The following is a 24,142-nucleotide window of genomic DNA, read 5'->3' as shown; positions in this document are numbered from 1 at the left end:
TGAGGAGATACCCTTGAAGACACTTTTAAAAACACTGTCCGTCTGCATGATAGCGAGTGGCCTGGTGGTTCAGTCGGTATACGCAGCGCCGCTGGTCATTCAGGAACATGGAAGCTTTTCTGCTGGCGGAACTATCACCACTGCCCCGGGTAAGTTTGACGCGAAGAAGCCGCTGGATTCTGCTGGCCAAACTTATCATGGCGATCATGCCTCAGTGTTCTACCAAATTCCGGAAAATCCGCATAAATACCCTATCGTCATGCTGCACGGTGCAGGTCAGTTCTCCCGTACCTGGGAAAGTACTCCAGATGGTCGCGAAGGGTTCCAGAACATCTTCCTGCGTCGCGGGTTCTCAACCTATCTTGTCGATCAGCCGCGTCGGGGCAGCGCTGGGCGCACGACTGTAGAAGGTACTGTTACGCCTAAACCGGATGAACAGATGTGGTTCAACCAGTTCCGCGTTGGCGTGTGGCCAGAGTATTTTAAGGGCGTTCAGTTTTCTCACGACAAAGAAGCACTGAATCAGTATTTCCGTCAGATGACCCCGAATACCGGGCCGTTTGATATCAATGTCATCTCTGATGCGATGTCCGCCGTCGTGGATAAATCCGGCCCCGCTATCCTCTTCACTCACTCTCAGGGCGGTGGACCAGGCTGGTACACGGCGATGAAAAATGACAAGGTCAAAGCCATTGTCGCTTTTGAGCCTGGCAGCAGCTTTGTCTTCCCGGAAAAAGAACTCCCAGCCCCTATGCCAAGCGCGTTCGACACGCTGAAGGGTGAGCCTGTGCCAATGGAGCAGTTTATGGCTCTGACCAAAATCCCGATTCTGATTATTTACGGTGATAACATACCGGATAAACCTGTCGCCATGCCCGCGCAGGACAGCTGGCGCGTACGCCTTGCAATGGCTCGGGAGTGGCGCGACGTGGTGAACAAGCATGGCGGTGATGTGACGGTGACGCATCTACCTGAAGTGGGAATCAAAGGGAATACCCACTTCCCGTTCTCTGATTTAAATAATGTGCAGATTGCTGATTTGGTGAGTCAGTTTTTGAAGGAAAAAGATCTGCAGTAGGAAGCGGTAGTATTGAGCCTTCATTATTGAAGGCTCAATACAAAAATCAGTTTTTTTCAAAAAAATTAACTGGCCTCATGTTGACAAAAAACCGTTTAACATGATTTTCGACCTTGAGCGAACACTGATGTACTTGCTCATTGCTCTTCCGGCAGATCAACATGTGGAAGCTTAATAGCACGGGACATGTTTATCGTAGTACTTTGAGCGTTTTACGATTTCGTTAAGAGGTGAGAAATCAAAATCTCTGAATGAAACATTGGGATACTTAGTTCTCGCCTCGGCGAGTAAACCTGTCAGGGTATTATTTGTATTTCCCAGCATTGTGTTAACGCTAAGTACATGCTTAAACTCTGGGCGTTTATCTATTCCGTCAGTGATGGCTTCGTTTAGAACATATGCTAATGGAGTTTGGCCTTTACTGGTGGAGTCCCATAACATCATCAGCAACCTTGCAGCATCTATAAAAAGTCTCTTATCTGCATTTGGTTTGATACCTGCACTGGAACCACCTGATGATGAACCAGAACTACTTCCATCTGTAGTACTCTCAGATTTTAGAGGGTTAAACAAAGGCAACTCAGTTCCATTGATCAGTTGAATAAAATCTTTGGCGACGTCTTTTCCACAGAAGAAAGCGCCTGAGTGTTCTTTGTATATTCGTCCCTGGAAAGCAAAACAATAGTACTGGTCCGTTAGCGGGTATTTGGAATAACTTGTCTTTACCTGCCCCGGAATTAATTTCAGATGGGCCACTGGTTGAATAATATAATCTCTAACTATGGCTGATTTCACTTCATCGCCGCGATGGCAGTAGCTTTCAGGCAGTCCAGTATGTTCTTTTTTAACACCCATCGGCATCACTTCCCTCCGTTAACTTTTTTGGTGACTAACGTTTAACCATATATCATAAGAGGTTATTTTCTGTCCAATATACTTTGGGATGCACTCGAAATTATGTGGTTTACTGAATTTAGGTATCCGAACAGAGGATTACCATGCTCGCTTCTGACACAAAACAGCTCTTCATCCTCTCTAAATTAATGAGCACATCTAATAAACCCTAGCTAATTACCCCATCTAATCGAATAAATCACTTTGCGTTATGCTTTTCCAACACAACAGCTGAAGGATAACGTCATGCAAACTGCAAAACTGAACAACGGTATTGAAATGCCCCTGCTGGGCTTTGGTGTGTTTCAGATGTCTGATCCCGCTGAATGCGAAAGAGCCGTTATTGATGCCATCGATACGGGATATCGCCTGATCGATACCGCCGCGTCTTACCAGAATGAAACCCAGGTCGGGAACGCACTGAAACAGACCGGTATCGCACGTAACGAACTTTTTGTAACGACCAAACTTTGGCTACAGGATACCAATTACGAAGGCGCGAAATCACAGTTCGAACGCTCCCTGAACCGGCTGCAACTTGATTACGTCGACCTGTATCTGATTCACCAGCCTTATGGCGATGTCCATGGGGCATGGCGTGCTATGGAAGAACTGCAGCAGGCAGGCAAAATTCGCGCCATTGGTGTCAGCAATTTCCATCCTGACCGACTGGCCGACCTTATCGCCTTCAACAAAGTTGCCCCTGCGGTGAACCAGATTGAAGTTAACCCCTTCAACCAGCAGCTGCATGCGGTTCCATGGAATCAAAGCCATAGCATTCAGCCAGAAGCCTGGGCACCGTTTGCTGAGGGTAAAAATGGCCTGTTCCAGCATCCCGTGTTAACGGCAATTGGCCAGAAGTACGGCAAAAGCGTGGGCCAGGTTGTACTGCGTTGGATCTTCCAGCGAGGCATCATTTCACTGGCGAAGTCGGTGCGCAAAGAACGCATGGCTGAGAACATCAATATTCTCGATTTTGAACTCAGCTCTGAAGATATGCTGCAGATTGCCGCACTCGACACTGCAACCAGCGCCTTCTTCTCTCACCGTGACCCGGCAATGGTGGAATGGCTGACTGGCCGCAAACTTGATGTTTAAGTCGCGATAAGAGAGGTTTCATTCAATGCAAAAACGTTATCTGGGTCAATCCGGACTCGAAGTTTCCGCGCTTGGGCTCGGCTGCATGGGCTTAAGCCACGGCTATGGTCCGGCGACCGATACCCGACAGGCTATCGAGCTCATTCGCGCAGCGGTTGAACGTGGCGTCACCTTCTTCGATACCGCTGAAGTATATGGCCCCTTCCTCAATGAAGAAGTTGTCGGCGAAGCCTTAAAACCGTTTCGTGACCGCGTGGTCATCGCCACTAAGTTTGGTTTTACTTTTGGCGACGACAACAAGCAGCAGATTTTAAACAGCCGTCCTGAGCATATCCGTAAAGCCGTTGAAGGATCATTACGCCGTCTAAAGACTGATGTCATTGATCTGCTGTATCAACACCGTGTCGATCCAGATGTCCCGATTGAAGATGTTGCGGGAACAGTGAAGGACCTGATCGCTGAAGGCAAAGTCAAACATTTCGGTCTGTCCGAAGCGGGTGCGCAAACCATTCGTCGTGCGCATGCCGTACAACCTGTCACTGCCCTGCAAAGCGAATACTCAATGTGGTGGCGCGAGCCTGAGCAGGAGATCCTGCCGTTACTGGAGGAACTGGGTATTGGTTTTGTGCCCTTCAGCCCATTAGGCAAAGGATTCCTGACGGGATCGATTAAGCCAGGAACCATTTTTGGCAAGGATGATTACCGCAGCACCGTGCCGCGTTTCGCCGAGCAGGCGATTGAAGCCAATGAAAAGCTGGTCTCATTGCTGGGTGAACTGGCGGCAGAGAAAGGTGTGACGTCTGCACAAATCGCGCTAGCGTGGCTGCTGGCACAAAAGCCGTGGATTGTGCCTATCCCTGGTACCACGAAACTGCACCGGATGGAGGAAAACCTGGGGGCCGCCGACATCATCCTTTCTCAGGATGACTCGCGACAGATAACCCAGGCGCTTGAAACGATTGAAATCGTCGGCGAACGTTACTCTCCTGAGCACCAGGCTCGCGTAGGCCGTTAATACCCGGACGGGTCCGCTGCAATTGGCGGACCCGTTATTCCTGGTAGCGAAGTGCATCGATCATCAGCGCAAAAGCAGGCGGATGCTGCTTGCGGCTCGGGTAGTAGAGGTAATATCCGGGGAAAGATGGGCACCAGTCCTGCAAAACCTGAATAAGCTCTCCTGACTTTATATAATCCTGCACCCTGTCTTCAGGTATGCAGGCGAGGCCAAAACCGGATAACGCCGCATCAATCCTTTCTGCCTGCAGATTAAAGGTTACCTGCCCCTCCACTCTGACCCGCAACGGTTTCCCTTCCTTCTCAAACTCCCAGTGGTAAAGCCCACCGGCTGTCGGCAGGCGCATATTGATACACCGATGATTTTGTAGTTCGTGCGGCGTTTCAGGTGCAGGATTTGCAGCGAAATAAGACGGCGCTCCTACCACAGCCATTCTCATGTCCGGCCCAATTCTTACCGCAATCATGTCCTTATCCACGCTTTCGCCCAGACGGATCCCGGCATCAAAACGCCCCTCAACAATATCGACAAAGCCGTTATCCACCACCAGTTCGAGATTGATTTCCGGGTATTCCCGCAGAAAAGGCTTTAGCTTCGGCCATACCAGACTTCGCGCGGCATGCTCCCCGGCAGATAAACGGATATTGCCGGAGGCAGTGCCGTTCAGCTGAACCAGCGATTCCAGTTCCTGTTCAAGATCGGCAATACGCGGTTCAAGGCAGGCAATAATTCTCTCACCGGCCTCTGTAGGGGCAACGCTTCGGGTCGTGCGGGTCAGAAGGCGGATATTCAGCCTTTCCTCCAGGGCCTTCATCGCGTGGCTGAGTGCAGATTGAGAAACGCCCAGTTTACCCGCCGCTTTGGTAAAACTTCGCTCCCTTGCCACCACAAGAAAGATTTGCAGTTCGTTGAAATTTTCTTTGAGCATCGGCGATTTCCTTATGGAGGCATTCCCTTCATCGCACACTCATGAAGGGTGTTCATAGACACAATCATTTTAGCCCCATTACTGACATTAATGATAATTGATATTCTGACCGTATCGAAAATAAGTCTGAATTATCAGTAGGTTTATCATGAAAATACTCGTTGCAGGGGCGACAGGAAGTATTGGCCTTCATGTCGTCAATACCGCTATCAAAATGGGCCATCAGCCTGTAGCGCTGATCCGAAATAAGCGCAAAGTGAAATCGCTTCCTCGGGGAACAGATATTTTTTACGGCGATGTTTCATTGCCTGAAACACTCACCGAATTACCGAAAGATATCGATGCCATCATCTTCACTCTCGGTTCCGATGGTCAGGGTCGTATTGGTGCCAGGGCGATAGATTATGGCGGAGTGCGCAATATTTTACGAATATTCAGGGATGTATCTGTTCGTATCAGCCTGATGAGCACGATTGGCGTGACTGAACGACTCAGCACCTGGAATCAACGCACTGAGGTTCATGACTGGAAAAGACGTGCCGAGCGTCTGGTCAGGGCCACTGGTCACCCCTATACCATCGTCAGGCCCGGCTGGTTTGATTACAACAATGATGATGAACACCGAATCGTTATGCTTCAGGGAGATCGTCGCCATGCAGGAACACCGGAAGATGGTGTGATATCCCGGGAACAAATCGCCCTGGTTCTCGTCAGTGCCCTGACCCACGACGAGGCAAAAAATAAAACGTTCGAGCTGGTGGCTGAACGAGGTGAAGCACAGCAGGATCTTAACCCACTGTTTGCAGACCTGCAGGCTGATGATCCACAAAAAAATGATGGGGTTTTAGACATAGACAATATGCCTCTCAGGGAAGAACCGGAGTGCATTGTTAACGAGCTGAATTTGTATTCAAAATTTAACTAATCTACAACCCTGACAATTTTGTCATATAGCGGTCAGTCTCATGACAGCTTAGGTCTGTATATTTGAATATATAGACAGTGGGCGTTCCCCCCTGATACGAGTTCAGTTTCAAACATAGAGTTTAAAGAGGTATTAGATATGAAAGCACTACTTATTGCTACATTGGTCATGGGATTTATTTCTGTGAATTCCGTTTCTGCTGCTCAAGAAATTAATCATGCAGATGGGAAAGAAAAGATCGGTGTCGTCTCGGCAAGCAATGCCTATACACTTGATGAGTTATCGGATGCGCTCTCTCGTAAGGCTGATGAGCAAGGAGCAACGTCGTTCAAAATTCTGTCAACCACGGGGAATAATCGACTGCACGGGGTTGCTGAAATCTATAAGTAAATCATTAGCATCTCGAACAGGATGTGTCTCAGCCCTCTTATAGTGAGCGTCGATTTATGTTCAGAACAGAAGACATCATTGATGAGATAACTCAATGGATTGATTCAAACTTACATAAGCCGCTGAAGATAGAGGATGTTGCTGCGCGGGCAGGATACTCCAAGTGGCATCTTCAGCGTATTTTTGTACAGGTGAAAGAAGTTAGCCTTGGAAAGTACATAAGAGATACGAAACTTAGACTTGCAGCAAAGATCTTATTGATACTAATGAATCAATTATGGAGATCGCTTATAAGTATGGATACGATTCCCAACAGACATTTACGAGGGTCTTTTCCAAAACTTATAAATACCCACCCATGATGTATCGGAAAATAAATAAGTTGACCATTACTAAAGATAGGTCCAAATCTTTACCTTTTTAAATTCATGTAGACACTACGACTTTATTACATTTACTAAGGTACTTTCTAGTTACCAATAAAAAATTGAGAATATAACTTCAACATAACCATTTAAGAAGAAAAATTAATTAAATTAATAAAAAACTCAAAGGCTCCATCAACGTTAATCTTTAAATCCCTATTTTCGATACACTTGTTATGATTTTCCAAGTCTTAAAAAGGTTAACGCATAAGCCACTCAAGTCAGTAAGTGCCTCATTGCATAGAATAAAAATCATAAATTGTGATATAGATCACGAAAATTATGCATAGCACTCATTGATCAATTACTGTAAAATATTGTTATTTTAAACTTTGTGATGACGATTATGGGTGAATTTTCAAAATACGTTGGTGAAGTAGGCGAAGATATTGTCAATGATTTTCTAACTCTATTTGGTTGGCGGAACATGTGCAATAATAAAAAAGTAGATTGCTGTGTTTCAACACATGAAAAAATAACACATGGTGTCGATGCTTTATACGTATATGATTCTCTACTTCAAAAACAGACATTAGTTAGTGTTGTTGTTTCTGCTAAATACTCTGCATCATCTTACACTAGTGTCAAATCAACCTTTAGAGATCATTTTAAAGATATTGCCAACACAATTGAATGTTACAATAAATCACAACTAAAAAGGAACATTACCAAAAACTTTAAAGGCAGTTCTCGAAAAGAAGATATTGGTGTATTGTTTTATTTAAACAATGATGAGAATGAAGAAAAAGATAATATTAAAGGCACTATAGCAAATACCAGAATAGATAGCACATTAAAATTTAATACAATTCATGTCATTGATAATGCAAGAGCTAAATTTTTATTTGAGTCATTAAACTTCATTAGAAAAAAATATAAAGATTGCGATTTTTTTTGCAATAATACAACATTAAATATAGCATCTTCAAAAACACACACAAAAATTATGCCAGTAGAATATATCACATCACCAATAATCCCTATATCTGTTGCATCTGAAAATGGTCGAAGATTTATTTTACTTTGTGATTTCGATTTTAGTAAAGAGTCCCTAATTCTTGTTTTCAATTTAGCCAGAAAATTATGCTCTGACTTTTCAAGCCACTATGAAATATACTTCAGACAATATAACGCGCTCACCGACGATCCTATAATAGATGAAGTTAAAATGTCACAAATAAATGAAGATGATGACATCATAGAGAGCATAGATGTACAAATCTCATCTTATAATTCTAACTTCAGGAATATCAAAAATGAGAAATAAAATTGACTTCATTCCATCTGGTGACGAATTAAAAAATCTAGTTGGACAAATGAACTGTACAGCCACAATAATTAATAACATATTGCGGGAGAGAGGGGTATTCTGCTCTTCTTCAGAAAAGACCATAACAGTCCCCAATCTAATAACTTCTTTTTTGAGTCCTGAAGAATCCTATGAATTACTCCAAAGCATCAAAACAAAAGAAAAATTAGATAAAGTTAATTTTCGTAATTTTGAGATTGACAATGACGCTGAACTTTTAGAAGAACTTAGTGGATGTATCGATGTTGATGATTTAATAAGTAATGAATATACTAACATTGAAATTTCTGATTTTAAAGATTTTACATCGTTAGATGGCAAATCAAATAACTCTATAATAATGGAGTTCGAGTTATGTCGTAAAGATATATTAGACGATTGGTATATCACCGAGAAATTTTTCAGAGGTTCTGTAGAAATTAAGAAAGATTATGATGGCGTACGTGCTCAACTATTAATGAATGTTAAATTGAATCATACATCACCAGAAACAAAAGAAATATCTGAACGAATTGTGTCGTTAGTTGAAAGTAAACTCCTTAAAGATCAAATCATCAAAGACTCCCCTCATGGTGGGAAAGTACTCTTTAACGATTTTGAAAATGAATATCGTGTATCATTTTTAAGCGAACTTGCTAAACAGCACATTGGGTACGAATTTTACTATAAAAAAATTGATGATGTTCATTTCAATCCAGATAAAGATGCAGATTACTCTACACAACCTCAATTAGTAACCAATTTCCTTGAAAAAGATATTGAGCAATATCGGGTTAAAGGGGATCTTGATAAAATCATATCAATAAAATGGAAACATATTCACCCATACGTTAAAGTAACTAAAGTATTAGCTAGTTATACAATTGCACATGGTAAATATGAGGGCGATTGTAAAGTCTCATATGAATTTAGCGATTACGGACGTAAAAACTCTCTCAATCCAGAATTATGCATTACTGTTGTAAATATAAAAATGAAAGGGGCCTCTCAAGAGAGGTTGAATGAAATACAAGACTTAATAATGCGACAGATCGAGACAAGAAAAGCTGAATTACTCCGTAAGTACAAAAAATTATAATCATGAAACCCCATCAATAATTAATTAGAGATGGGGTTATATAAATATTAAAAATGGCTTTATTTTATTAAATTAAAATTTCCAAAAACAATCATTAGTAATGAAATATTATTTATAACAGTTTTAAATAATCACTATACCACTGCATCATCTCCCTACGCCCTTCCAGATACTGAGCATGGTTATACGTCCCACGAATCGCATTCTTATCAACGTGAGCCATCTGGGTTTCAATCCACGCCGTATTGAACCCTTCTTCATGCAAAATCGTACTCATCGTGTGACGGAAACCATGCCCCGTTACCTTCCCCGTGTATCCAATCCGCTTGAACACCTGATTAATACTCGCTTCGCTCATTGTTTTGCGGGGATCATTCCTCCCAGGAAACACCAGAGGATATTGCCCAGACATCACTTTGAGCTGCTGTACGATTTCCAGCGCTTGGGTAGAAAGGGGGACAAGATGGGGCCGTTTCATCTTCATACGCTCGGCAGGTATTTCCCACACCGCTTTTTCAAGATCAAACTCACTCCAGAAAGCACCTCGAAGCTCGCCTGTACGAACTCCCGTAAGGATCAGCAGCCGAGCGGCAAGAACAACTAGCGGGCTTCCTGTATAGCTGGATAGGGCTTTAAAGAAGTCTGGTAACTCCTCAACGGTAAGGAAGGGGTAATGTTTCGATTCATGCCCTGACATCGCACTGGTTAGATCTGCAGCAGGATTGTATTCCGCGCATCCGGTAACGATGGCGTAACGAAAGACTTCGCTGCAGCGCTGGCGAACCTTCTTAGCCTTCTCTGTCGCGCCACGGCTTTCCATTCGACGCAGCACATTAAGCAGAACCAGCGGTTTGATTTCATTCACTGGCTGCTGGCCGATATAGGGGAAAATATCTTTATTGAAAGCTTCGATAATGTCGGAGGCATAGCCTTCTGACCACCGGCTCACCTTCGTTCCGTGCCATTCAAGCGCCACAGCCTGAAACGTGTTGTTGAGCTGCACATCGCGAACCAGCTTTTCTTCTTTCTTAGCGAAAGACGGATCGATGCCCTCAGCCAGCTTTTTCTTGGCTTCATCACGTAGTGCCCTCGCTTGTGCAAGGGACACTGCTGGATAGACACCAAAAGCCATACGCTTCTCTTTTCCATTGAAGCGATACTTCATCCGCCAGTATCTGGAACCAGAGGGAACAACCTCAAGATACAAACCAGCACCATCTGCCAGCTTGTAGGCCTTCTCTCTGGGTTTAGCGGCGTCTACCTGTCGTGCATTTAGCTTCATTGGGGGCATCTCCCTGGACCGAACACAGAATGCCCCCACTTATGCCCCCAACTGTAACTTGATTTCGGTTGAGCACAGTTGATAACAGGAGATAAGATACGGGCCAGAAACCGCAGTATACGGGCTTTTAGTTGATTTCGGTAGACCTGGGAAGAGCTTGAAATGGTGCCGATAATAGGAGTGTAACACGCGATAAATCTTGTGTTCGGGTCTTCTTCTACGACCTTCGCAACTACCTGATTTAACGATTTTTACGCACGCTGATAATCTGGCATTCACCCTGCACATGATAAACGCCCCTCAACTTTAACGGGGTGGAAAATGAAATACAAGCCGGATCAATACATCATTTCCGATAGTTACGGAGTTTATTACGTCAGGATCTCAATTCCTGTATGGCTCCGTAATGCATTTGGTGGAAGAAAAACTCTCGTCCGTAGTCTGAAAACTTCCGATCTTCGTGTGGCTCGTAGGAAGCGTGATGTTATAGCCGATGAATTTCACCACATCAGGCAAATTGCAGAGCCGCCAAAACCGGACAGCTTGCAGGACACGATCAGCTATTTAAAGAGCGTGGCTAAGTACGCGAAAGCTGCCCCGAAAGCATCAGCGCCGATTATCTACCAATGCCCTTCTCTGATTAAGATGTTAGAGATCTACCTTATGCATAACGCTGATCGCCTGAAAATGGGAACATTAAGCAAGACCAGGAAAGCCGTAGAACTATTCCTGAATTACCTGCGAAAGAAGGATGTGGAACTTAACGATATCAACCGTACCACCGTTACAGGCTGGCTTGATCATCTCAGAGAGACAAAGGCAGTCCAGACAGTGGCTAACTATCTATCAGCAATGGCAAACATTTTCGATCTTGCCTCTTCCCGATACCAGGACGCCCCACCGCTGGAAAGTAACGTGTTCAGGGGGCATAAACTCAACACAGCGCAGAGCCGCCAGAGTTACGAGGCATTCACGGAAGAGGATATTACGAAGCTCATTAGCGCGTTTAACAAGTTAGGAGAGGACGAGCTAAGGGATGTGACCACTATCGCCGCTTATAGCGGGATGCGCATTAATGAAATAGCCAGTTTAAAATCAGACAATATCTGTGAAGTAGAGGGGGTGCTATGTTTCGAGGTTACGGAGGGTAAGACACGCAATGCGGCGCGGTTGGTTCCACTTCATAGTGCGATTAGAACAATGGTTCTGGAACGCTGCCAGAAGCCGCACAACGGTTTTTTATTCTACCGTGCAAGTGTGACCAAGAGAGAGGACGGCAAGCGCTCCTCGTGGCATGTAAACCGCTTTGGACGACTTAAACGCGACATTCTCCCAGGGCAGGAAAACAAGGTGTTTCACTCGATCAGGCATCTCGTTGCTCAAACTCTGGATAGGGGCGGGGTTGGTCGAGATAAGTTAACCCCCGTCCCAGAAGATCGCATAGCCCTTCTTCTGGGACATTCGAGAGGAGAAACGGAGAGTTTCAAAACATACAGCAAGAATGCCGCCTCCCCTGTTGAGCTACAGCAGTACATCGAATTGCTACGCTATTCAAAAATTGACAACCCATAAGAAAAGGGGCGTAAGCCCCTCGTTAACTTATCGAATAGAACATTATTACATTACTTATATATTTAGGTGAAGATGAACCAGTATCAAACAAAAAACCGAGCAAAAAAACAACCAGAAATACATCACAAGACTAATATATAACAATCAGCAAACACCCACCGCAAAGTAAAAAGTCATTTTATATCAATCACTTAGTCAAAACCCTGCATCCGTACCATAAATTTTAGCAATACTATTGCTTTATTGTGATAAAAATTACAATATAATTTTAATTAAAATTTAAGGTATTTGTTATGGATACTACATTCATTGCTGATCCTATAGTGAGCATTGACGAGAGGTTGTTAGGCGTTGAGCTTCTCACTCGCTTCATTGCCTCAGATGGACGCCCCCTTCACCCTGAATTCGTAATTTCATCTTGGGATTTAGATAGGAAGCGGCTTTTCCTATACGAACAATGTGGAAACATTGCCACTATGCAAACGTGGTTCGAACGAAAGAATCTATTTTGTACACTGAACATTGATCAGAAAATGGCTTTTTTAATACGTCATGACTACATACTTAGACAAACTTTCGAATCGATGCCATTCATCAAACTTGAACTTTCTGAGCATTTCCCTGGTTTGGATAAGGGATTGAAAAGTCCCTTATTAAAATCGCTGAGCCAGGGTGTAAATGGGCTATGGCTCGATGACCTTGGGGCAGGTAATGCAAATGTAGTTAGTTTGATAGAAGGTTACTTTGAAGTGGTAAAAATAGATCGTATTTTCTTCAATGAGCAGGTGAAAAAACCAACCTTCAACCAGTTAATTGCATCAATTAAAAAACACTGCGGCAAAGTTATTATCGAAGGGATTGAGAATCGAGAACATTTGGGAATACTGCGTGAGGTGGGGGTTTGGGGATTACAGGGGTATCTTTTTAAATCTGTCCCTTTTAAAAACGTGGATTTATTGCTGTAGTGTTGAAACCATCAAAAAAGGGGCTTACGCCCCTTTGATGTATCACCCGCCTGTACTGCTTTGACCGCTCAAGGCTGACAAGGTTAGTGACTGAGTAAACGCCGCTTGTGAAGCTTTCGCCGTAAAATCCACATAATCCGCAAGCCTACTTGAATCACTCGCAATTGTGAGCGGAACAGACGCCTCAAGATTGAGATTGAATACAGGTGCAAGATTGTACGATGGCGCACTATTGGTGCTGGTTAGGGATGATATAGCAGAATCACGAAGCGATCCCCCTGGCAGAGAATCACCATTCAGACTGTATTGTTCTACCGCTGTCCCTGTAGGCTGATCATCTATTCCTAACCAATCTTTAACAGCATGACCTACACTACGGGTATCAAACCCTGTCTTGTCCTGCACCCAATCGGCAGCACTGTTGGCAGAGCCTGTAACAGCACCATCATAGAGAGCCTGGGCCGCTGGTTTATCTTTTTCAGCAAACCATACAGGGAAACGTTCTTTCAGCCCTTTATTGATATCACTCACAACACTGGAAATCTCACCCACAAACCCAGTGATTTCTTTCGAGAGATTGCCTAAGCCCTCTCCAAGCATTCCCGCCGCTTCGGTGATAATTTTGGTTTTCCTTACCAGATCGTCGCCCCCATCGGCAAAGCCTTTCATCCAGCCTGTAAACAACTGATTGTCTACTCCATTCATCAGATTACCCATTGCCACGGACAGATCGCCGTAAGCGGATACCTGGCGGATTTGCTCGTCGTTCAGCGTCTGCCCCGATTCAACGAGAGTTTTCAGCGTCTTGTTATACTCTGCACCGTTATTCATGAACATATCGGTGTAGTGCATCAGGTCATCACCTAAACTCTCGATCAACGTACCAATCTGAGCCTGTGACATACCACGGCGTTGCCCTTCATTCACCGTAGCTTGAACAAAATCGAGTGGTGAATCTTGGAACTTGGAAATCTGATCCTTACTCCATCCAAATTTGTTCATTATCGACGTAATGCCACCATCCCCACCCTTCCATTCGCCTTTCTTCATTTGAGCATCGTTAACAGTCATGGCGAGGCGTTCACGCACATCTTTCATGTTATCGACGGCTTTTGAGGTATTAGCTGAATCAACACCGTGTTGCTGTCCCCAGGCTACCATCGTTTTTATGGCGTTTGGGTTGGTTTTCACACGTTCACTCATTCTCACCAGTTCGAGGTTATCATTCCCTTTGTCAACAATTCGCTGCCCCACTCCGAGGGAGCCAGCCGTTAACGCAAGGCTTCCTAATACCCCACCACCGACGATAGGAGCATTCCCGCCCTTCTGAGCCTTTAGCTTAGTGGCTGCTGCGGCATACTGGGTACGCTGTGCCTGTGTCACTTTCGCTTGTTGTGCGGCTTCTCTGCGTAACAGAGTTACACGCTCACGAATAGATGCGTTCATACGGGCACTGGTCAGATTGCCTTTGGCAAATTCCTCTGTTTGCTGACGTATGAAACGTAACGCTTCATATTGAGACTTAGGATCAAGCTCGTATTTACCTTTAATCCCAGAGATTTGCAGCCCTGCATGGCGAAGTCTAAGTTCGGCTACTTCCTGGCGCTTCTGTAGCTGCTGCTTCGCTTTCAGATTAGCCTTTTCATCCCTGACTTTCTGCTTCTCCGCCGCACGTTGGGCTTTCATTTCCTTCGTATCACGAGGTTTATCATTAAAACGTGCATCGTCAGCTTGTTGACGGGCTTTCTGTCTGCGCTGCTTTTGAGCCTGGAAGCGAATCTTCGGATCGGCTATTTTCTCAAAGTATTTTTTCAGGTCATCGCCAGCTTTACGGGCTTCCGCCAGACTTTGTTTATCGACCACAAAGGAAACGGTCGTCTTGATGGAAGCTACGTTGATATCAAGCATCACCACCGCCTTTCTGATCCAAGAAGTGATGAATTGCCGCTTCGACGGTTTCACCACGGAAAATACGCGCTCTAACGCCCGTATACGATATCTCTAATAGCTCGCAAAGCTGGCTCACCTTGAGCAGCCCTTCTGCATCGTCTGCACTCAGTCGGACGTGTAGGCCACGATTGGATTTGAGTATGAGTTCCACCTCTATTTTTCCTCTTGTTATGGGGGAAATAAAAAAAGGGATGCAACCAGAGCCACAATTGCGCTGTGGATTAGTGAGCATCCCTCATTAAAACGCCTGATTATTTCCAGCGGCAGGCTGCCGCTTGCTCATTAAGCAGTGATGGTGATTTTCACCTGCATACCTAACGCATGGTTTACAGGCAGTGCGCTGTTTTCGTGCATAACGTGGTAAGCATCGCCGCGCTCGCTCAGGTAGCCCCAGGAGTAGTATTCAGCAGGTGCAGCATCAATCAGCGCAAAGTTGCCAGAGGCAGCGCCGTAGATGTTCTGATAAGGGTTTGTACTGCCACTGCCCTTGCTGAACACCGGAACCGCCACCATGTCAGCATCATCTGGCATCTGTGCAAGGATCAGCGTGTCTGTGACCTTCACAAAATCTACTGGGCTACCAGGTAGGCTAAAGGTTGAAACACCAGGGAGAAGCTCGTGACGCTGGTAGAACAGGTTACGGTCGTCATATGGCGCTACATACTGGAACGCTTTAGACATACTGTCAGAGAAGCGAATCTGGCTGAATGCAGCAGGTTTAGCGAATACGATCACTCGTTCAATCTGACCAGCCAATCCACCTGCGGCAGCCTGAACTTTGTCTAAGATGGCATCAAAATCCTGTGCCGCTGTCGCTGCACTCACGCTGGCTGTCATTGGCACAACGCCAAACAATTCAGCATAAGAGATCAGCAGGTCATCAGTTGCAGGGGTGTACACTTCACCTTTGAAGAGGCAGCGGGCCAGGTACGATTCTCGGGTACGAAGGTAAGCAATTTTATGTTTCCCAGTGTATTCGGTGTACAAGTCTGTAACGGTTTGTTCGTAATCAGTGCCTTGTACCCTTTTCCCTTGTACGTCTACTGGTTTGAAGGTGTCTTCCCTTGCAAACCAAGGAATCTCCACCAAATATTCTTTACCATTCTGACGCGCGGTAGTGTCGTGGTTTGATGAATAACGGCTCTGCGGGGTGTTAAACAGGCTGTAGTTATCATCCAGAAGCTGTGTCACCACCACTTTCGGATTCTGAACACCTACTCCGTCGAAGAGGTCGAGGGCATTCATAAGGTAGTTACGTTCCGGCAGGGCCTGGAAGATTGGCGCTAAATCGACCATCTCACGCCCAATTACGATTTTAGTCATTAATGATCATCCTTGATTAAGAGGTGAAGAATGGACGGCATACGAATCCTTTGGATTCGAGCGTGGTAATAGCTGCGGCGTGGTTAGCTGCATTCAGGTTGTCGGCTTTGAGCGCTACGAAGCTGCCAACATTAGGCGCACGTAGGACATTCACGGTTTTACCGTCGCCAGCACTCACGAAATCACTTACCACCACAAAGGCATTATCGCCGGAGGTGTATAAAGCGCCATCAGCCCCGATGACATCGGCGCATTGAATATCCGCTGGCAGGTCGAAAACACGACCTTCTACGACTGCAAAAGAATCAGTGGCGTAGCTCACTACGTCCGTGAAACTCTTACGAATTGGGAAAAGTTCGGTTAGGTCTACAATCATTGTTGTTTGATTTCCTTGGATTTGATTGCGATCCGTTCCTGCATACTAAGCTGAGGTGTGTCCTCAGAAGGGAAATACTGTTCTACAGCTTTTTCTATTTCCTCAACGGTACATCCTGCCATTTCAGCCACTTTAGCTATTAACTCAGGATTAACTTGAATCACTTCGGATTTGTATTTTAGGATTCGGTCGCGATTGTTTAAGAGAAACATTCTTCGTTTCCTTCGCGTTGTGTCTGCCGTTAATAACGAAAATGTTACACACAGACGATTAAAAAGGGGCGGTTAAGCCCCTGGAGGAATACCTTGTTAGAGAGGCATTGTTAACATCATTTTCAGGAGGAATGAGGTTAAGAGTGACTTCTAAAAAAGAACCCCCGTTTTATATCTTAGGAGATTAAAAAAAGATCGGGGGTGCTTTGCTCCCACTTCAGAACAGAAGCCCTTCTGTCATGGCGAGAAGTGGGAATGGAATTTCTTATCACCCTGGAATAGTAATAAGAATTTGCCAGCCTGAACGTAACTACCGCTGACGGCGTTTATTCAGTCTGACTACATTCACCCTAACGGAATGAATGAGTAAAGAGCGAATGCCCTTTCTGAAAAAGTCGGAGATGCGCGGTGATTGCGATGCAATACCAACACAACGAGACATTACATCCCGCGCATTCCTTCGGAACAAACAAGACAAAGAAGAAAGAACCAACACTTTCAGAAATAGCACTCAGAGGGAGAGAGTGCCGCTATGGGAAACGGCATTCTCAGGGAGTGCGTATTGTCATACGAGGGTGAGTGATTCGAATACTTACCCTATACCTCTATTATGACACAAATAGCACAATAAGTCAAGACATTTCGTAACTTTTATGTTATGCGCATTCTTCCGCGATCTGGATGGCAAGCTCTCCGAGTTCAACGGTGATGTGTTCCATAGCGAGGGCAAGCTCCTCCATATCATTGGCAATGCGCCACGCCTGATCCACGGTGACGGTATCCCCGTTCATCTGCACCAGGTGCTCTACAGCAGCGTTCCAGTGCTCAAGGGCGGTAATTGCCTCTTCAGTGTATTGTATCGCTTCCAGGAGCGCGGAGGGCGTTCTCTCACACCACGCCTTATTAACAAGCCGCAGGGCTGGTAAATGCCAAATGTCGTGGAAAGAGTTAATTAGGGTGTTCACGATGTTCACGATGTTCACGGTGTCCATAGTGTTAAGAGTCATAATGTTCCTTGGTATCAAATAGGGTGTCAAAGTCGCGGGTTAAATTGTTAAGGTGATTAACCGAAAGCCATCCGCAATAATGTTCGTATGAGGAGAAATTAAGAATTTGCCATTTGTGGAAGTTTGAAGAATCCACATTGAATATTTTAATCTTCCTGGGTTTCCAGAATGCACCAGGGCAGCTATTGAGAATATCCTGTAATGCGCCCATCTCGTCAGGAGACATTGCAGGGCTATTCTCTTCAATTATTGTAGTTTGCCATTCACCAGGAACAGAATTGTATTCCTTCGAAAGGCGAGATAGATTTTGAAAATCAGATGTTCGTAATAATGATTGTGCGTTTCGTTCAAATTTTGTAACTACGTTACGTTTTCTTTTTCCCATTCATTCCTCGTAGAGGGAAACCTCCTTGTCATAACGTGAACGCCATAGAATATGGTGAACCACCATAAAGCAGTTATCATAAAAGTTTCCCTATTGTGTGTTTTAGAAATTAGAGTAGATAAATTCTACATTGTCTCGTTCGATGTGTTTCAGAGTGAATGATAGATAATGGCTTTCATCGTCTATCTCAATCACACCAATGTTGCGCAGCGCACGAAGCCAGAACCTTATCCCGTTATCACTTACACCGGATTTATCAGATAGCTCGCCGTAGGAAATGCGTGTCCTACGTCCTCTCCAGAACCAAACCAAGGCATAGTAAACGCCCTTCCCGCTATCGTTGATCTGTATCTGGTTTGTGTTGTTTAGTTTTATATATTGTATCAATTAGGTCTCCGTTAAAATGGTATCGTTGATTGTTCAATCTGGGTGTATTCATACGGGTGTGTTTCCTGAAATAGTTGCTCGATTCCCATTGAATGATCTATTCCGATTCGTTGAAGCACTCTTGATGACCAGGAATAAAAGCTCTCGTCCTCTCGCCGTTGTGACAAATTTTCAAACAGGTGTTTCACTGCGTCTGAAGTACGGATTCTTTGAGGCGTTATTGCTGGTATGTCTTCGTGGGTTTCTACTGTCTTCACTGGATCAGGGGCTGGCACTTCGTTAGAAACGATAATGGGTGCTGCTGGTAATTGATCTGGTGGGATAACATGAGCATCAGTAAGTGGTAATGCAGTATAAAGCAGCGATGAAATATTGGGATCTGGGTGTTCGTCTGTTATCACCAGACCTAACTTCCTTAGGTCTTCAATACGTCTTTTTACCGTTGAAGATGATGTTTTATGTTTTCTCGCCAACGTAGCGTGGCTCTCGTAGCAATTACTATCGTTCGCTTGATAACTCAAAAAGCGGCAATACAAAGCGACGTGAAAACTGTCGATCACTTTACCATCGGGAAAATCGTTCGAATAAAGGCGTTCAATGTCTTCGAAGAAGGTAAATTCTTTAATAAAGGTATGCGATGTTACAGTTTTACCATCTTCATCTTGATAGTCGTGTTTATGTTTTGCCTGAATCTGGGCGAGGGATTTTGCCATTGTTGTTTGCTCCTGTGTATGCTCAGTAATTTACGAATGCTCTTCATTTGGTTTTCTCCGCTTCTCATTCGTGGGGTGGGTGTAAATGCTGTCTCGTGGTTATTACGCGCCAGCTTTCGAATATTTAACCGCCAGGTTTTGACACTCTTCAAGAAGTAGTGCGCTTACGCTCATTTTTCGGCGCTTTGCTTCTTTGAATAGAATCTGAAATGTCGCATCAGGGATCATTAACGATGTGGACGGCGGTAGTTTGGTTTTCTTCTCGCTCATATGGTTTCTCCTTCTGGTTTATTCGTTGGCGGTGGTTTCAGCCTGTTCAGCTTTCCATTGATCGTAAAGTTCGATTCCTTTACGCAATCTTTCAGCGTGTTCCAAATATCCTTGACGCTGTGCTGCTGCTCGCTGGCTGTTAATTGCCTTGCGGGTCTTGTCTCCAGTTTTCAAAGCCTCGAAGACAAGTTCTGGATTAAAATACTTAATGTTGATTCTCCTTGCGTGAGATAAACGAAAACACCGTCCAGGGGAGAACGTTATTAACGTTGCCTGATAGTGCGGTGTAATTTGGATTTTCGGGGTAGGCAGAATGCCTAAGAAGATGACAGGATGAATGCTTTCATCACCCTACTTAGTTACTGTATCATGAAATGATTCAAATGTCAATAGGCAAATGTTAATTTATCCCATTTCAGATCATAACACACTCTCCAGTTGGGATCAACCTCTACCATTCACCATAAAACGCGCTGTATCGCGTCATACGAGGTTTGCATACACATGCACTACATCGGTATTCCCTGCACCGTTTAAAGCGCTCTATGGGCTTCCTGTGCGCCCTCTGGCACTTACCGAAACCAATAGCACAACTACAGAGGGATAACGGTAGTTATCAGGATAGTAGGTGTTGGTATTGGATTGAGGCTGGATGAACTGGAGCTATCAGCGAACAGTGAAGCCTTAGCCCTGCTGCTCTACCTTCGAGAATTAGCACCACTACAGACGAAAGGATGTAGGGGAGGTAATAGGAGGTAGGTAGAGTTGGCATCTGGTAAGCATCGTTAGATGGTTAGTAGATGGTTACATACCGCGCACAGCGCAGAGAGATTCGCCCACGGCGAAGTGATCATGTGCAACCGTTTTCACGGTGGCTAACGCCATTGCACCATACAGAATGTATAGATAACGCTTTGCTGCGTCGTGGGCGGAACGAGGCCAGCCAACGTAGCCCGAAAGGTAGCGGAGTAAGGCTGCTTGCCAGGAGTGACGGCGAAGAGCCGCCAGCAAATGATCTTTGCGACAAGCGCAAAAGGCACTGATCTAATAACTGATCTTATTATTAGTATTATAGTTAATCTTATTATGTGTCACCGTGACCTACCCCCCAGGTCAGCCTGACCTACCCCCTATATCACTCAGACCTACCCCGTATGTCACAGTGGACTAACCTACCGCCAAGATAGCAAAAAACGCCATTTCACCCAACGGTAGATCGTCGCCCTGCTCACTACGAATCGCACATGCAACAATCCTAAGAACAGCCAGGGGCAAATCTTAGATTACCCCTATCAAACCCCTACATTAATAACGTCAAAACCTATCTTAAATGACAGGTAAAGAATCGGTGTAAATGTAAGCTAAAGTAGATTGTTCACTTTCAATGTGAGAATGCCCCCACTTAGCCAAACCGTTGTGTAACGCAGGATACAGCGCTGTTTGTCATGAAAACCACTTTGCACCCGTGCCGGATTTGTCGAACGAGCTTTCTAAATTGAAACGATGCTTCTTTTTCCATGTCAAATCCCACCAATTCATTAGCATTCTAATCATTTCTTGGTGCAATCAACTCATGTGAGAATTATTATCATCTGTCGTGCGATATCTCACTCCGATAGGACATTCAGGTTATCTGTCCTATTCATCATTTAGTAGAAACAATCACTTATATTTTAGCTCGATTTATTGGCCTTTTTTCGGCTATTCCTGGGGCAAAATCAGGGTGTAAAAATAAATATATTGACAAAATAAAGTTTCCATGAAACATCATTGTTAAAAATAAAACCATTATAAATCAATAAGATATTTTAAACTCACGAAATCACCAGATCGGGAGGCCTGGTTTTAGTCCGTTAAGCACTTCTCGCAACCGCGCTCCCCCAAATCGGCTTTAATCGCGTTTAATGCCACTTAATACTTCCTAAACCCCACCAATAAGACATTTATGCAAATGCGAACAAAATGATCTTGCTATCCTTCTGTTTTTGATCAATATTTACACCATAAAGACAGATTGTGGAGGTAGAGAATGGCAATCAGTAAGGGTGCAAAGCGTACAGACGGACTTGAGAGCGCCGAACAGGTGAAGATTGTAGTGGAGGAAATCGCGAAGAAGAGCCAGACAGTGGCGGATCTCTTCCTTATAGGAGTAGAGACACAGCTTCGCGGCGTGGATATGCGTTCCTGGCGCTGGGACGAACTGAATATTGGTAGCAAGGTATTGCGTATAACACAGGACAAGACAAAGGAAGCGGTAGAAGTGGAACTCACGGAGACAGCAAGGGAGGTGTTGAAAGCTCGTTATAACGAGCGCGGGAATAATGTATATGTGTTCCAGAATGACAGTAACCGGAGCAAGGGTAAGCCGATCAGCCGTTCTAAAATCCATGCAGAGATTCAGTATGCAGTAGATAAGCTCAAGATGCGCGGCCTCCTTCCACCGGACGCAGTGATCGCAATGCACAGCGCACGTAAGACCGTGGCAACGATTGCCCATAATAACAATGAGGATTTAGAGGTGATTAGTAAAATGTTAGGGCATCGCTCCACCGAACACACACGCGCCTACCTGGGGATCACTCAGGCCAAAGTGGACGCACTACGAACGAAGTATTCAACAGGCATTAAGAGAGGGACGCACGTATGAAACATGTGATTGTACTGCCGCTGGCGCTCATGAGACTGAAAGGTTAACGCAAGGCGCACCAGAGCATTTGGAAAGCAATCAGAACACACCAGCAGTGAGGGTGCACTTGGTAAACTTGTAGTGATCATAAGTGAACTCACAGTACACATTACCCACACCTTGCAGAGATACATCCCCCTGATACTTTCTCTCTCGTGTGTCGGGATCAAATTGGTTGAGGTAAAACTCCCCAAACATACTAAAAAACTTCTTCGCCCCAAATCTGCTCACACGAAGTTCGAAACTATCTATATAACCAGATGAACGCATCTCGACGGCAATAATACGCGCGATGGCAATCGCCTCCTGTTTACTTAACCAGTTATTCACAAACAAGAACACAATAAAAGAGCAACCTAATGTTTCAGGTAATGCCAAGATAGAAACAATTAACATTATCACGCGCAGCAACTATTATTCCTTCTTTCAAGAATCAGACAGAAATCATTAAGAAAACTCTTACAGTTTTTGAGGCTATATTTTAAGTTAGCAATCTTACCGCAACAACTTAACACAAAAACTCTTGGTAGGGATGATCCTTGATGCGTAAAAGTTTATTGATGTTGTTAGCTTCTTCTCTGCTTCTGTCTGGGTGTGCTGTATAGAAACAACAGGTTCTAACTGGTGGTAGCAAGTCTGATGAGACTGTAAAAACGAGTTATTCTTTCGGGATGTTCGCCCCCCTAAAGTGAACGTCCAGCAAGGCGCTCAAGCAGCAGCACAGCGTTGCGCTGCATGTGGCTATTCTGGTGCTTAGCCTTTCGGCGGTTATACTTCAGTTTGTTCTCAACCATCCTCAAGCGGATGTATGGAAACACTGGTCTCAATGGAGTATCAATGTACTGGCGATATTAAAAAATAAAATAAAGGGGACATCGCCCCCTTATGCCCTTGCCAACCATTTTGTAGGGATCTCTTCCCACTTTTTGCTTACTTCATCAAAGAAGAACACATCATCAATGCCATGCTCAAGGAGGTTAACTGTCTGAGTAGCTGTCGGTATATTCAAATCTTCAACAAGCGCTGACAACACGGTATTGATTTGATCACATCCGTCCCATTCAATAATTTTCTCTTTATGTTTTCCATGAAACCCATAGTGGATACGTAACTGCTTATTGGTCATTACCATCCCCCTACTGTTAGTATTATCCTGATACATTGACTCAACAAAATCTCGTTGCTCTCCAGTCAAGGTGAGTGTCTCCAAAGAAAGAGCCCACTAAATTGTGCAACTAATAGATTTTAGACGATATAAGCCATTTAGCACCGTGATGGGTAGCTTAAAACATGTTGTTAGCCGTTCGCGCCAGCTTGATTTCCTCTCGCTCTTCCTGCTTCTTAGCAAGCCAAGCTTTACCTTCTGGCGTAGCAAGGAATTTACGAGCGTGAATCTTACGGTTGTTGCGCTTAGTGGCTGCCTTATTCGTGGCTTTTGACATGATATCACCTCCGCTGAATCTGCCAGCGCTCAACGTACAGCAGAGAGACAGTACAACGAAAGTTACAATGGTGCAGATAATGGATGACCATTACGTGCCGTGTTGGGCACATAAGAAAAGGCGGCGCGTAGCGCTTCCGCAGGGTGTAATCCCTTCGCAGGGAGGATAAAGCCTTAGCACGTTCTCTTATCAGGTGATCGTTATACTCCGGTGATCGAAACCGTGGCAGAGCCGGATTCTTTCCCGATCCGGTTAGTCTTCCCAACATTACGCCTGTTTATTCTCTGCAACGTCATCTCGACGTGTAGCATCATTGAGCGCCGCACGAAGCGCGGAACGTATCGCTAAGGGTTCAAGTGATGTGTTTAGAGAGTCCGGCAACTCTTTTAGCTTCAAGGGATGGCATAATTTCTAATGCTGTTCGGGCTTGAG

General features: G+C 44.8%; 25 protein-coding genes and 1 pseudogene. 11 read left to right on the top strand and 15 right to left on the bottom strand.

What is annotated here, in order from left to right; all coding sequences use genetic code 11:
- The first annotated feature begins 13 nt into the window (after positions 1 to 13).
- Positions 14 to 1,078, top strand: coding sequence for an alpha/beta hydrolase (locus ACQG2Q_RS04475; RefSeq protein ID WP_096216789.1), 1,065 nt, complete (start codon positions 14 to 16; stop codon positions 1,076 to 1,078).
- Positions 1,079 to 1,249: 171 nt separating this feature from the next.
- Here ACQG2Q_RS04475 and ACQG2Q_RS04470 read toward each other — a convergent pair whose 3' ends face one another.
- Positions 1,250 to 1,933, bottom strand: coding sequence for a hypothetical protein (locus tag ACQG2Q_RS04470; RefSeq protein ID WP_237764273.1), 684 nt, complete (start codon positions 1,931 to 1,933; stop codon positions 1,250 to 1,252).
- 285 nt (positions 1,934 to 2,218) lie between these two features.
- On the opposite strand from ACQG2Q_RS04470, the gene ACQG2Q_RS04465 reads away from it, so the two are divergent.
- Entirely contained in the window at positions 2,219 to 3,070 is an 852-nt protein-coding gene (locus ACQG2Q_RS04465; RefSeq protein WP_063850136.1) for an aldo/keto reductase, read from the top strand.
- Between the two features lie 25 nt (positions 3,071 to 3,095).
- The gene (locus ACQG2Q_RS04460) at positions 3,096 to 4,085 is read left to right on the top strand and encodes an aldo/keto reductase (protein WP_063850133.1); all 990 of its coding nucleotides are present in this window, start codon (positions 3,096 to 3,098) and stop codon (positions 4,083 to 4,085) included.
- A gap of 34 nt (positions 4,086 to 4,119) precedes the next feature.
- Here ACQG2Q_RS04460 and ACQG2Q_RS04455 read toward each other — a convergent pair whose 3' ends face one another.
- The gene (locus ACQG2Q_RS04455) at positions 4,120 to 5,013 is read right to left on the bottom strand and encodes a LysR family transcriptional regulator (protein ID WP_063850131.1); all 894 of its coding nucleotides are present in this window, start codon (positions 5,011 to 5,013) and stop codon (positions 4,120 to 4,122) included.
- A gap of 148 nt (positions 5,014 to 5,161) precedes the next feature.
- Here ACQG2Q_RS04455 and ACQG2Q_RS04450 point away from each other — a divergent pair, with 148 nt between their 5' ends.
- From ACQG2Q_RS04450 to gapS4b, 5 genes and pseudogenes are all read left to right on the top strand, one after another.
- The gene (locus ACQG2Q_RS04450; protein WP_426759068.1) at positions 5,162 to 5,938 is read left to right on the top strand and encodes an SDR family oxidoreductase; all 777 of its coding nucleotides are present in this window, start codon (positions 5,162 to 5,164) and stop codon (positions 5,936 to 5,938) included.
- Between the two features lie 138 nt (positions 5,939 to 6,076).
- Positions 6,077 to 6,328, top strand: coding sequence for a DUF1471 domain-containing protein (locus tag ACQG2Q_RS04445; protein WP_063850127.1), 252 nt, complete (start codon positions 6,077 to 6,079; stop codon positions 6,326 to 6,328).
- Positions 6,329 to 6,384: 56 nt separating this feature from the next.
- Positions 6,385 to 6,752, top strand: a pseudogene (locus ACQG2Q_RS04440) (helix-turn-helix domain-containing protein).
- Positions 6,753 to 7,099: 347 nt separating this feature from the next.
- Positions 7,100 to 8,020, top strand: a complete 921-nt coding sequence (gene gapS4a, locus ACQG2Q_RS04435) for a GapS4a family protein (protein ID WP_074169646.1) — start codon at positions 7,100 to 7,102, stop codon at positions 8,018 to 8,020.
- On the top strand, positions 8,010 to 9,140 hold the full coding sequence (gapS4b, locus tag ACQG2Q_RS04430) for a GapS4b family protein (RefSeq protein ID WP_180238042.1): 1,131 nt from the start codon (positions 8,010 to 8,012) through the stop codon (positions 9,138 to 9,140). The genes gapS4a and gapS4b overlap by 11 nt, the downstream gene beginning before the upstream one ends.
- Before the next feature lie 112 nt (positions 9,141 to 9,252).
- On the opposite strand, the gene ACQG2Q_RS04425 is transcribed toward gapS4b, so the two are convergent.
- Complete coding sequence (locus tag ACQG2Q_RS04425; protein ID WP_426759067.1) at positions 9,253 to 10,422, bottom strand: tyrosine-type recombinase/integrase; 1,170 nt, start codon at positions 10,420 to 10,422, stop codon at positions 9,253 to 9,255.
- A gap of 321 nt (positions 10,423 to 10,743) precedes the next feature.
- Here ACQG2Q_RS04425 and ACQG2Q_RS04420 point away from each other — a divergent pair, with 321 nt between their 5' ends.
- Both ACQG2Q_RS04420 and ACQG2Q_RS04415 read left to right on the top strand, forming a co-directional pair.
- Entirely contained in the window at positions 10,744 to 11,994 is a 1,251-nt protein-coding gene (locus ACQG2Q_RS04420) for a DUF6538 domain-containing protein (RefSeq protein ID WP_045259863.1), read from the top strand.
- Positions 11,995 to 12,287: 293 nt separating this feature from the next.
- The gene (locus ACQG2Q_RS04415) at positions 12,288 to 12,959 is read left to right on the top strand and encodes an EAL domain-containing protein (protein WP_023303163.1); all 672 of its coding nucleotides are present in this window, start codon (positions 12,288 to 12,290) and stop codon (positions 12,957 to 12,959) included.
- Between the two features lie 42 nt (positions 12,960 to 13,001).
- On the opposite strand, the gene ACQG2Q_RS04410 is transcribed toward ACQG2Q_RS04415, so the two are convergent.
- The 9 genes from ACQG2Q_RS04410 to ACQG2Q_RS04370 form a co-directional block, all read right to left on the bottom strand.
- Positions 13,002 to 14,867: a cell envelope integrity protein TolA gene (locus ACQG2Q_RS04410; RefSeq protein WP_045259862.1), complete on the bottom strand. Its 1,866-nt coding sequence runs from the start codon at positions 14,865 to 14,867 to the stop codon at positions 13,002 to 13,004.
- Positions 14,868 to 15,191: 324 nt separating this feature from the next.
- On the bottom strand, positions 15,192 to 16,223 hold the full coding sequence (locus ACQG2Q_RS04405; RefSeq protein WP_176486866.1) for a major capsid protein: 1,032 nt from the start codon (positions 16,221 to 16,223) through the stop codon (positions 15,192 to 15,194).
- A 25-nt stretch (positions 16,224 to 16,248) separates the two neighbouring features.
- On the bottom strand, positions 16,249 to 16,608 hold the full coding sequence (locus ACQG2Q_RS04400; protein ID WP_023303159.1) for a hypothetical protein: 360 nt from the start codon (positions 16,606 to 16,608) through the stop codon (positions 16,249 to 16,251).
- Positions 16,605 to 16,820: a hypothetical protein gene (locus ACQG2Q_RS04395; protein WP_003862898.1), complete on the bottom strand. Its 216-nt coding sequence runs from the start codon at positions 16,818 to 16,820 to the stop codon at positions 16,605 to 16,607. The genes ACQG2Q_RS04400 and ACQG2Q_RS04395 overlap by 4 nt, the downstream gene beginning before the upstream one ends.
- 656 nt (positions 16,821 to 17,476) lie before the next feature.
- The gene (locus ACQG2Q_RS04390; RefSeq protein WP_045259859.1) at positions 17,477 to 17,827 is read right to left on the bottom strand and encodes a hypothetical protein; all 351 of its coding nucleotides are present in this window, start codon (positions 17,825 to 17,827) and stop codon (positions 17,477 to 17,479) included.
- Positions 17,817 to 18,212, bottom strand: coding sequence for a hypothetical protein (locus tag ACQG2Q_RS04385; protein WP_176486865.1), 396 nt, complete (start codon positions 18,210 to 18,212; stop codon positions 17,817 to 17,819). The genes ACQG2Q_RS04390 and ACQG2Q_RS04385 overlap by 11 nt, the downstream gene beginning before the upstream one ends.
- A gap of 398 nt (positions 18,213 to 18,610) precedes the next feature.
- On the bottom strand, positions 18,611 to 19,312 hold the full coding sequence (locus ACQG2Q_RS04380) for a hypothetical protein (protein WP_096216925.1): 702 nt from the start codon (positions 19,310 to 19,312) through the stop codon (positions 18,611 to 18,613).
- A 102-nt stretch (positions 19,313 to 19,414) separates the two neighbouring features.
- Positions 19,415 to 19,582, bottom strand: a complete 168-nt coding sequence (locus ACQG2Q_RS04375; RefSeq protein ID WP_163358892.1) for a hypothetical protein — start codon at positions 19,580 to 19,582, stop codon at positions 19,415 to 19,417.
- Positions 19,583 to 19,600: 18 nt separating this feature from the next.
- Positions 19,601 to 19,756 (bottom strand): hypothetical protein, encoded by a 156-nt coding sequence (locus tag ACQG2Q_RS04370; RefSeq protein ID WP_163358893.1) that lies wholly within the window; start codon positions 19,754 to 19,756, stop codon positions 19,601 to 19,603.
- Between the two features lie 1,855 nt (positions 19,757 to 21,611).
- On the opposite strand from ACQG2Q_RS04370, the gene ACQG2Q_RS04365 reads away from it, so the two are divergent.
- A complete protein-coding gene (locus ACQG2Q_RS04365; protein ID WP_045259856.1) occupies positions 21,612 to 22,229 on the top strand; it encodes a tyrosine-type recombinase/integrase in 618 nt (205 codons plus the stop codon).
- 78 nt (positions 22,230 to 22,307) lie between these two features.
- Here ACQG2Q_RS04365 and ACQG2Q_RS04360 read toward each other — a convergent pair whose 3' ends face one another.
- From ACQG2Q_RS04360 to ACQG2Q_RS04350, 3 genes are all read right to left on the bottom strand, one after another.
- Positions 22,308 to 22,679, bottom strand: coding sequence for a hypothetical protein (locus ACQG2Q_RS04360; protein WP_023303152.1), 372 nt, complete (start codon positions 22,677 to 22,679; stop codon positions 22,308 to 22,310).
- A 472-nt stretch (positions 22,680 to 23,151) separates the two neighbouring features.
- Complete coding sequence (locus ACQG2Q_RS04355; RefSeq protein WP_023303151.1) at positions 23,152 to 23,394, bottom strand: hypothetical protein; 243 nt, start codon at positions 23,392 to 23,394, stop codon at positions 23,152 to 23,154.
- A 157-nt stretch (positions 23,395 to 23,551) separates the two neighbouring features.
- Complete coding sequence (locus ACQG2Q_RS04350; protein WP_023303150.1) at positions 23,552 to 23,710, bottom strand: hypothetical protein; 159 nt, start codon at positions 23,708 to 23,710, stop codon at positions 23,552 to 23,554.
- Positions 23,711 to 24,142: the final 432 nt, after the last annotated feature.

The organism is Enterobacter cloacae complex sp. 370H10 (assembly GCF_050031535.1).
Classification (GTDB): Bacteria; Pseudomonadota; Gammaproteobacteria; order Enterobacterales; family Enterobacteriaceae; genus Enterobacter; species Enterobacter intestinihominis.
Note: the sequence above shows the minus strand (reverse complement) of the source record. Positions and strands in the feature narration are given on the sequence as shown.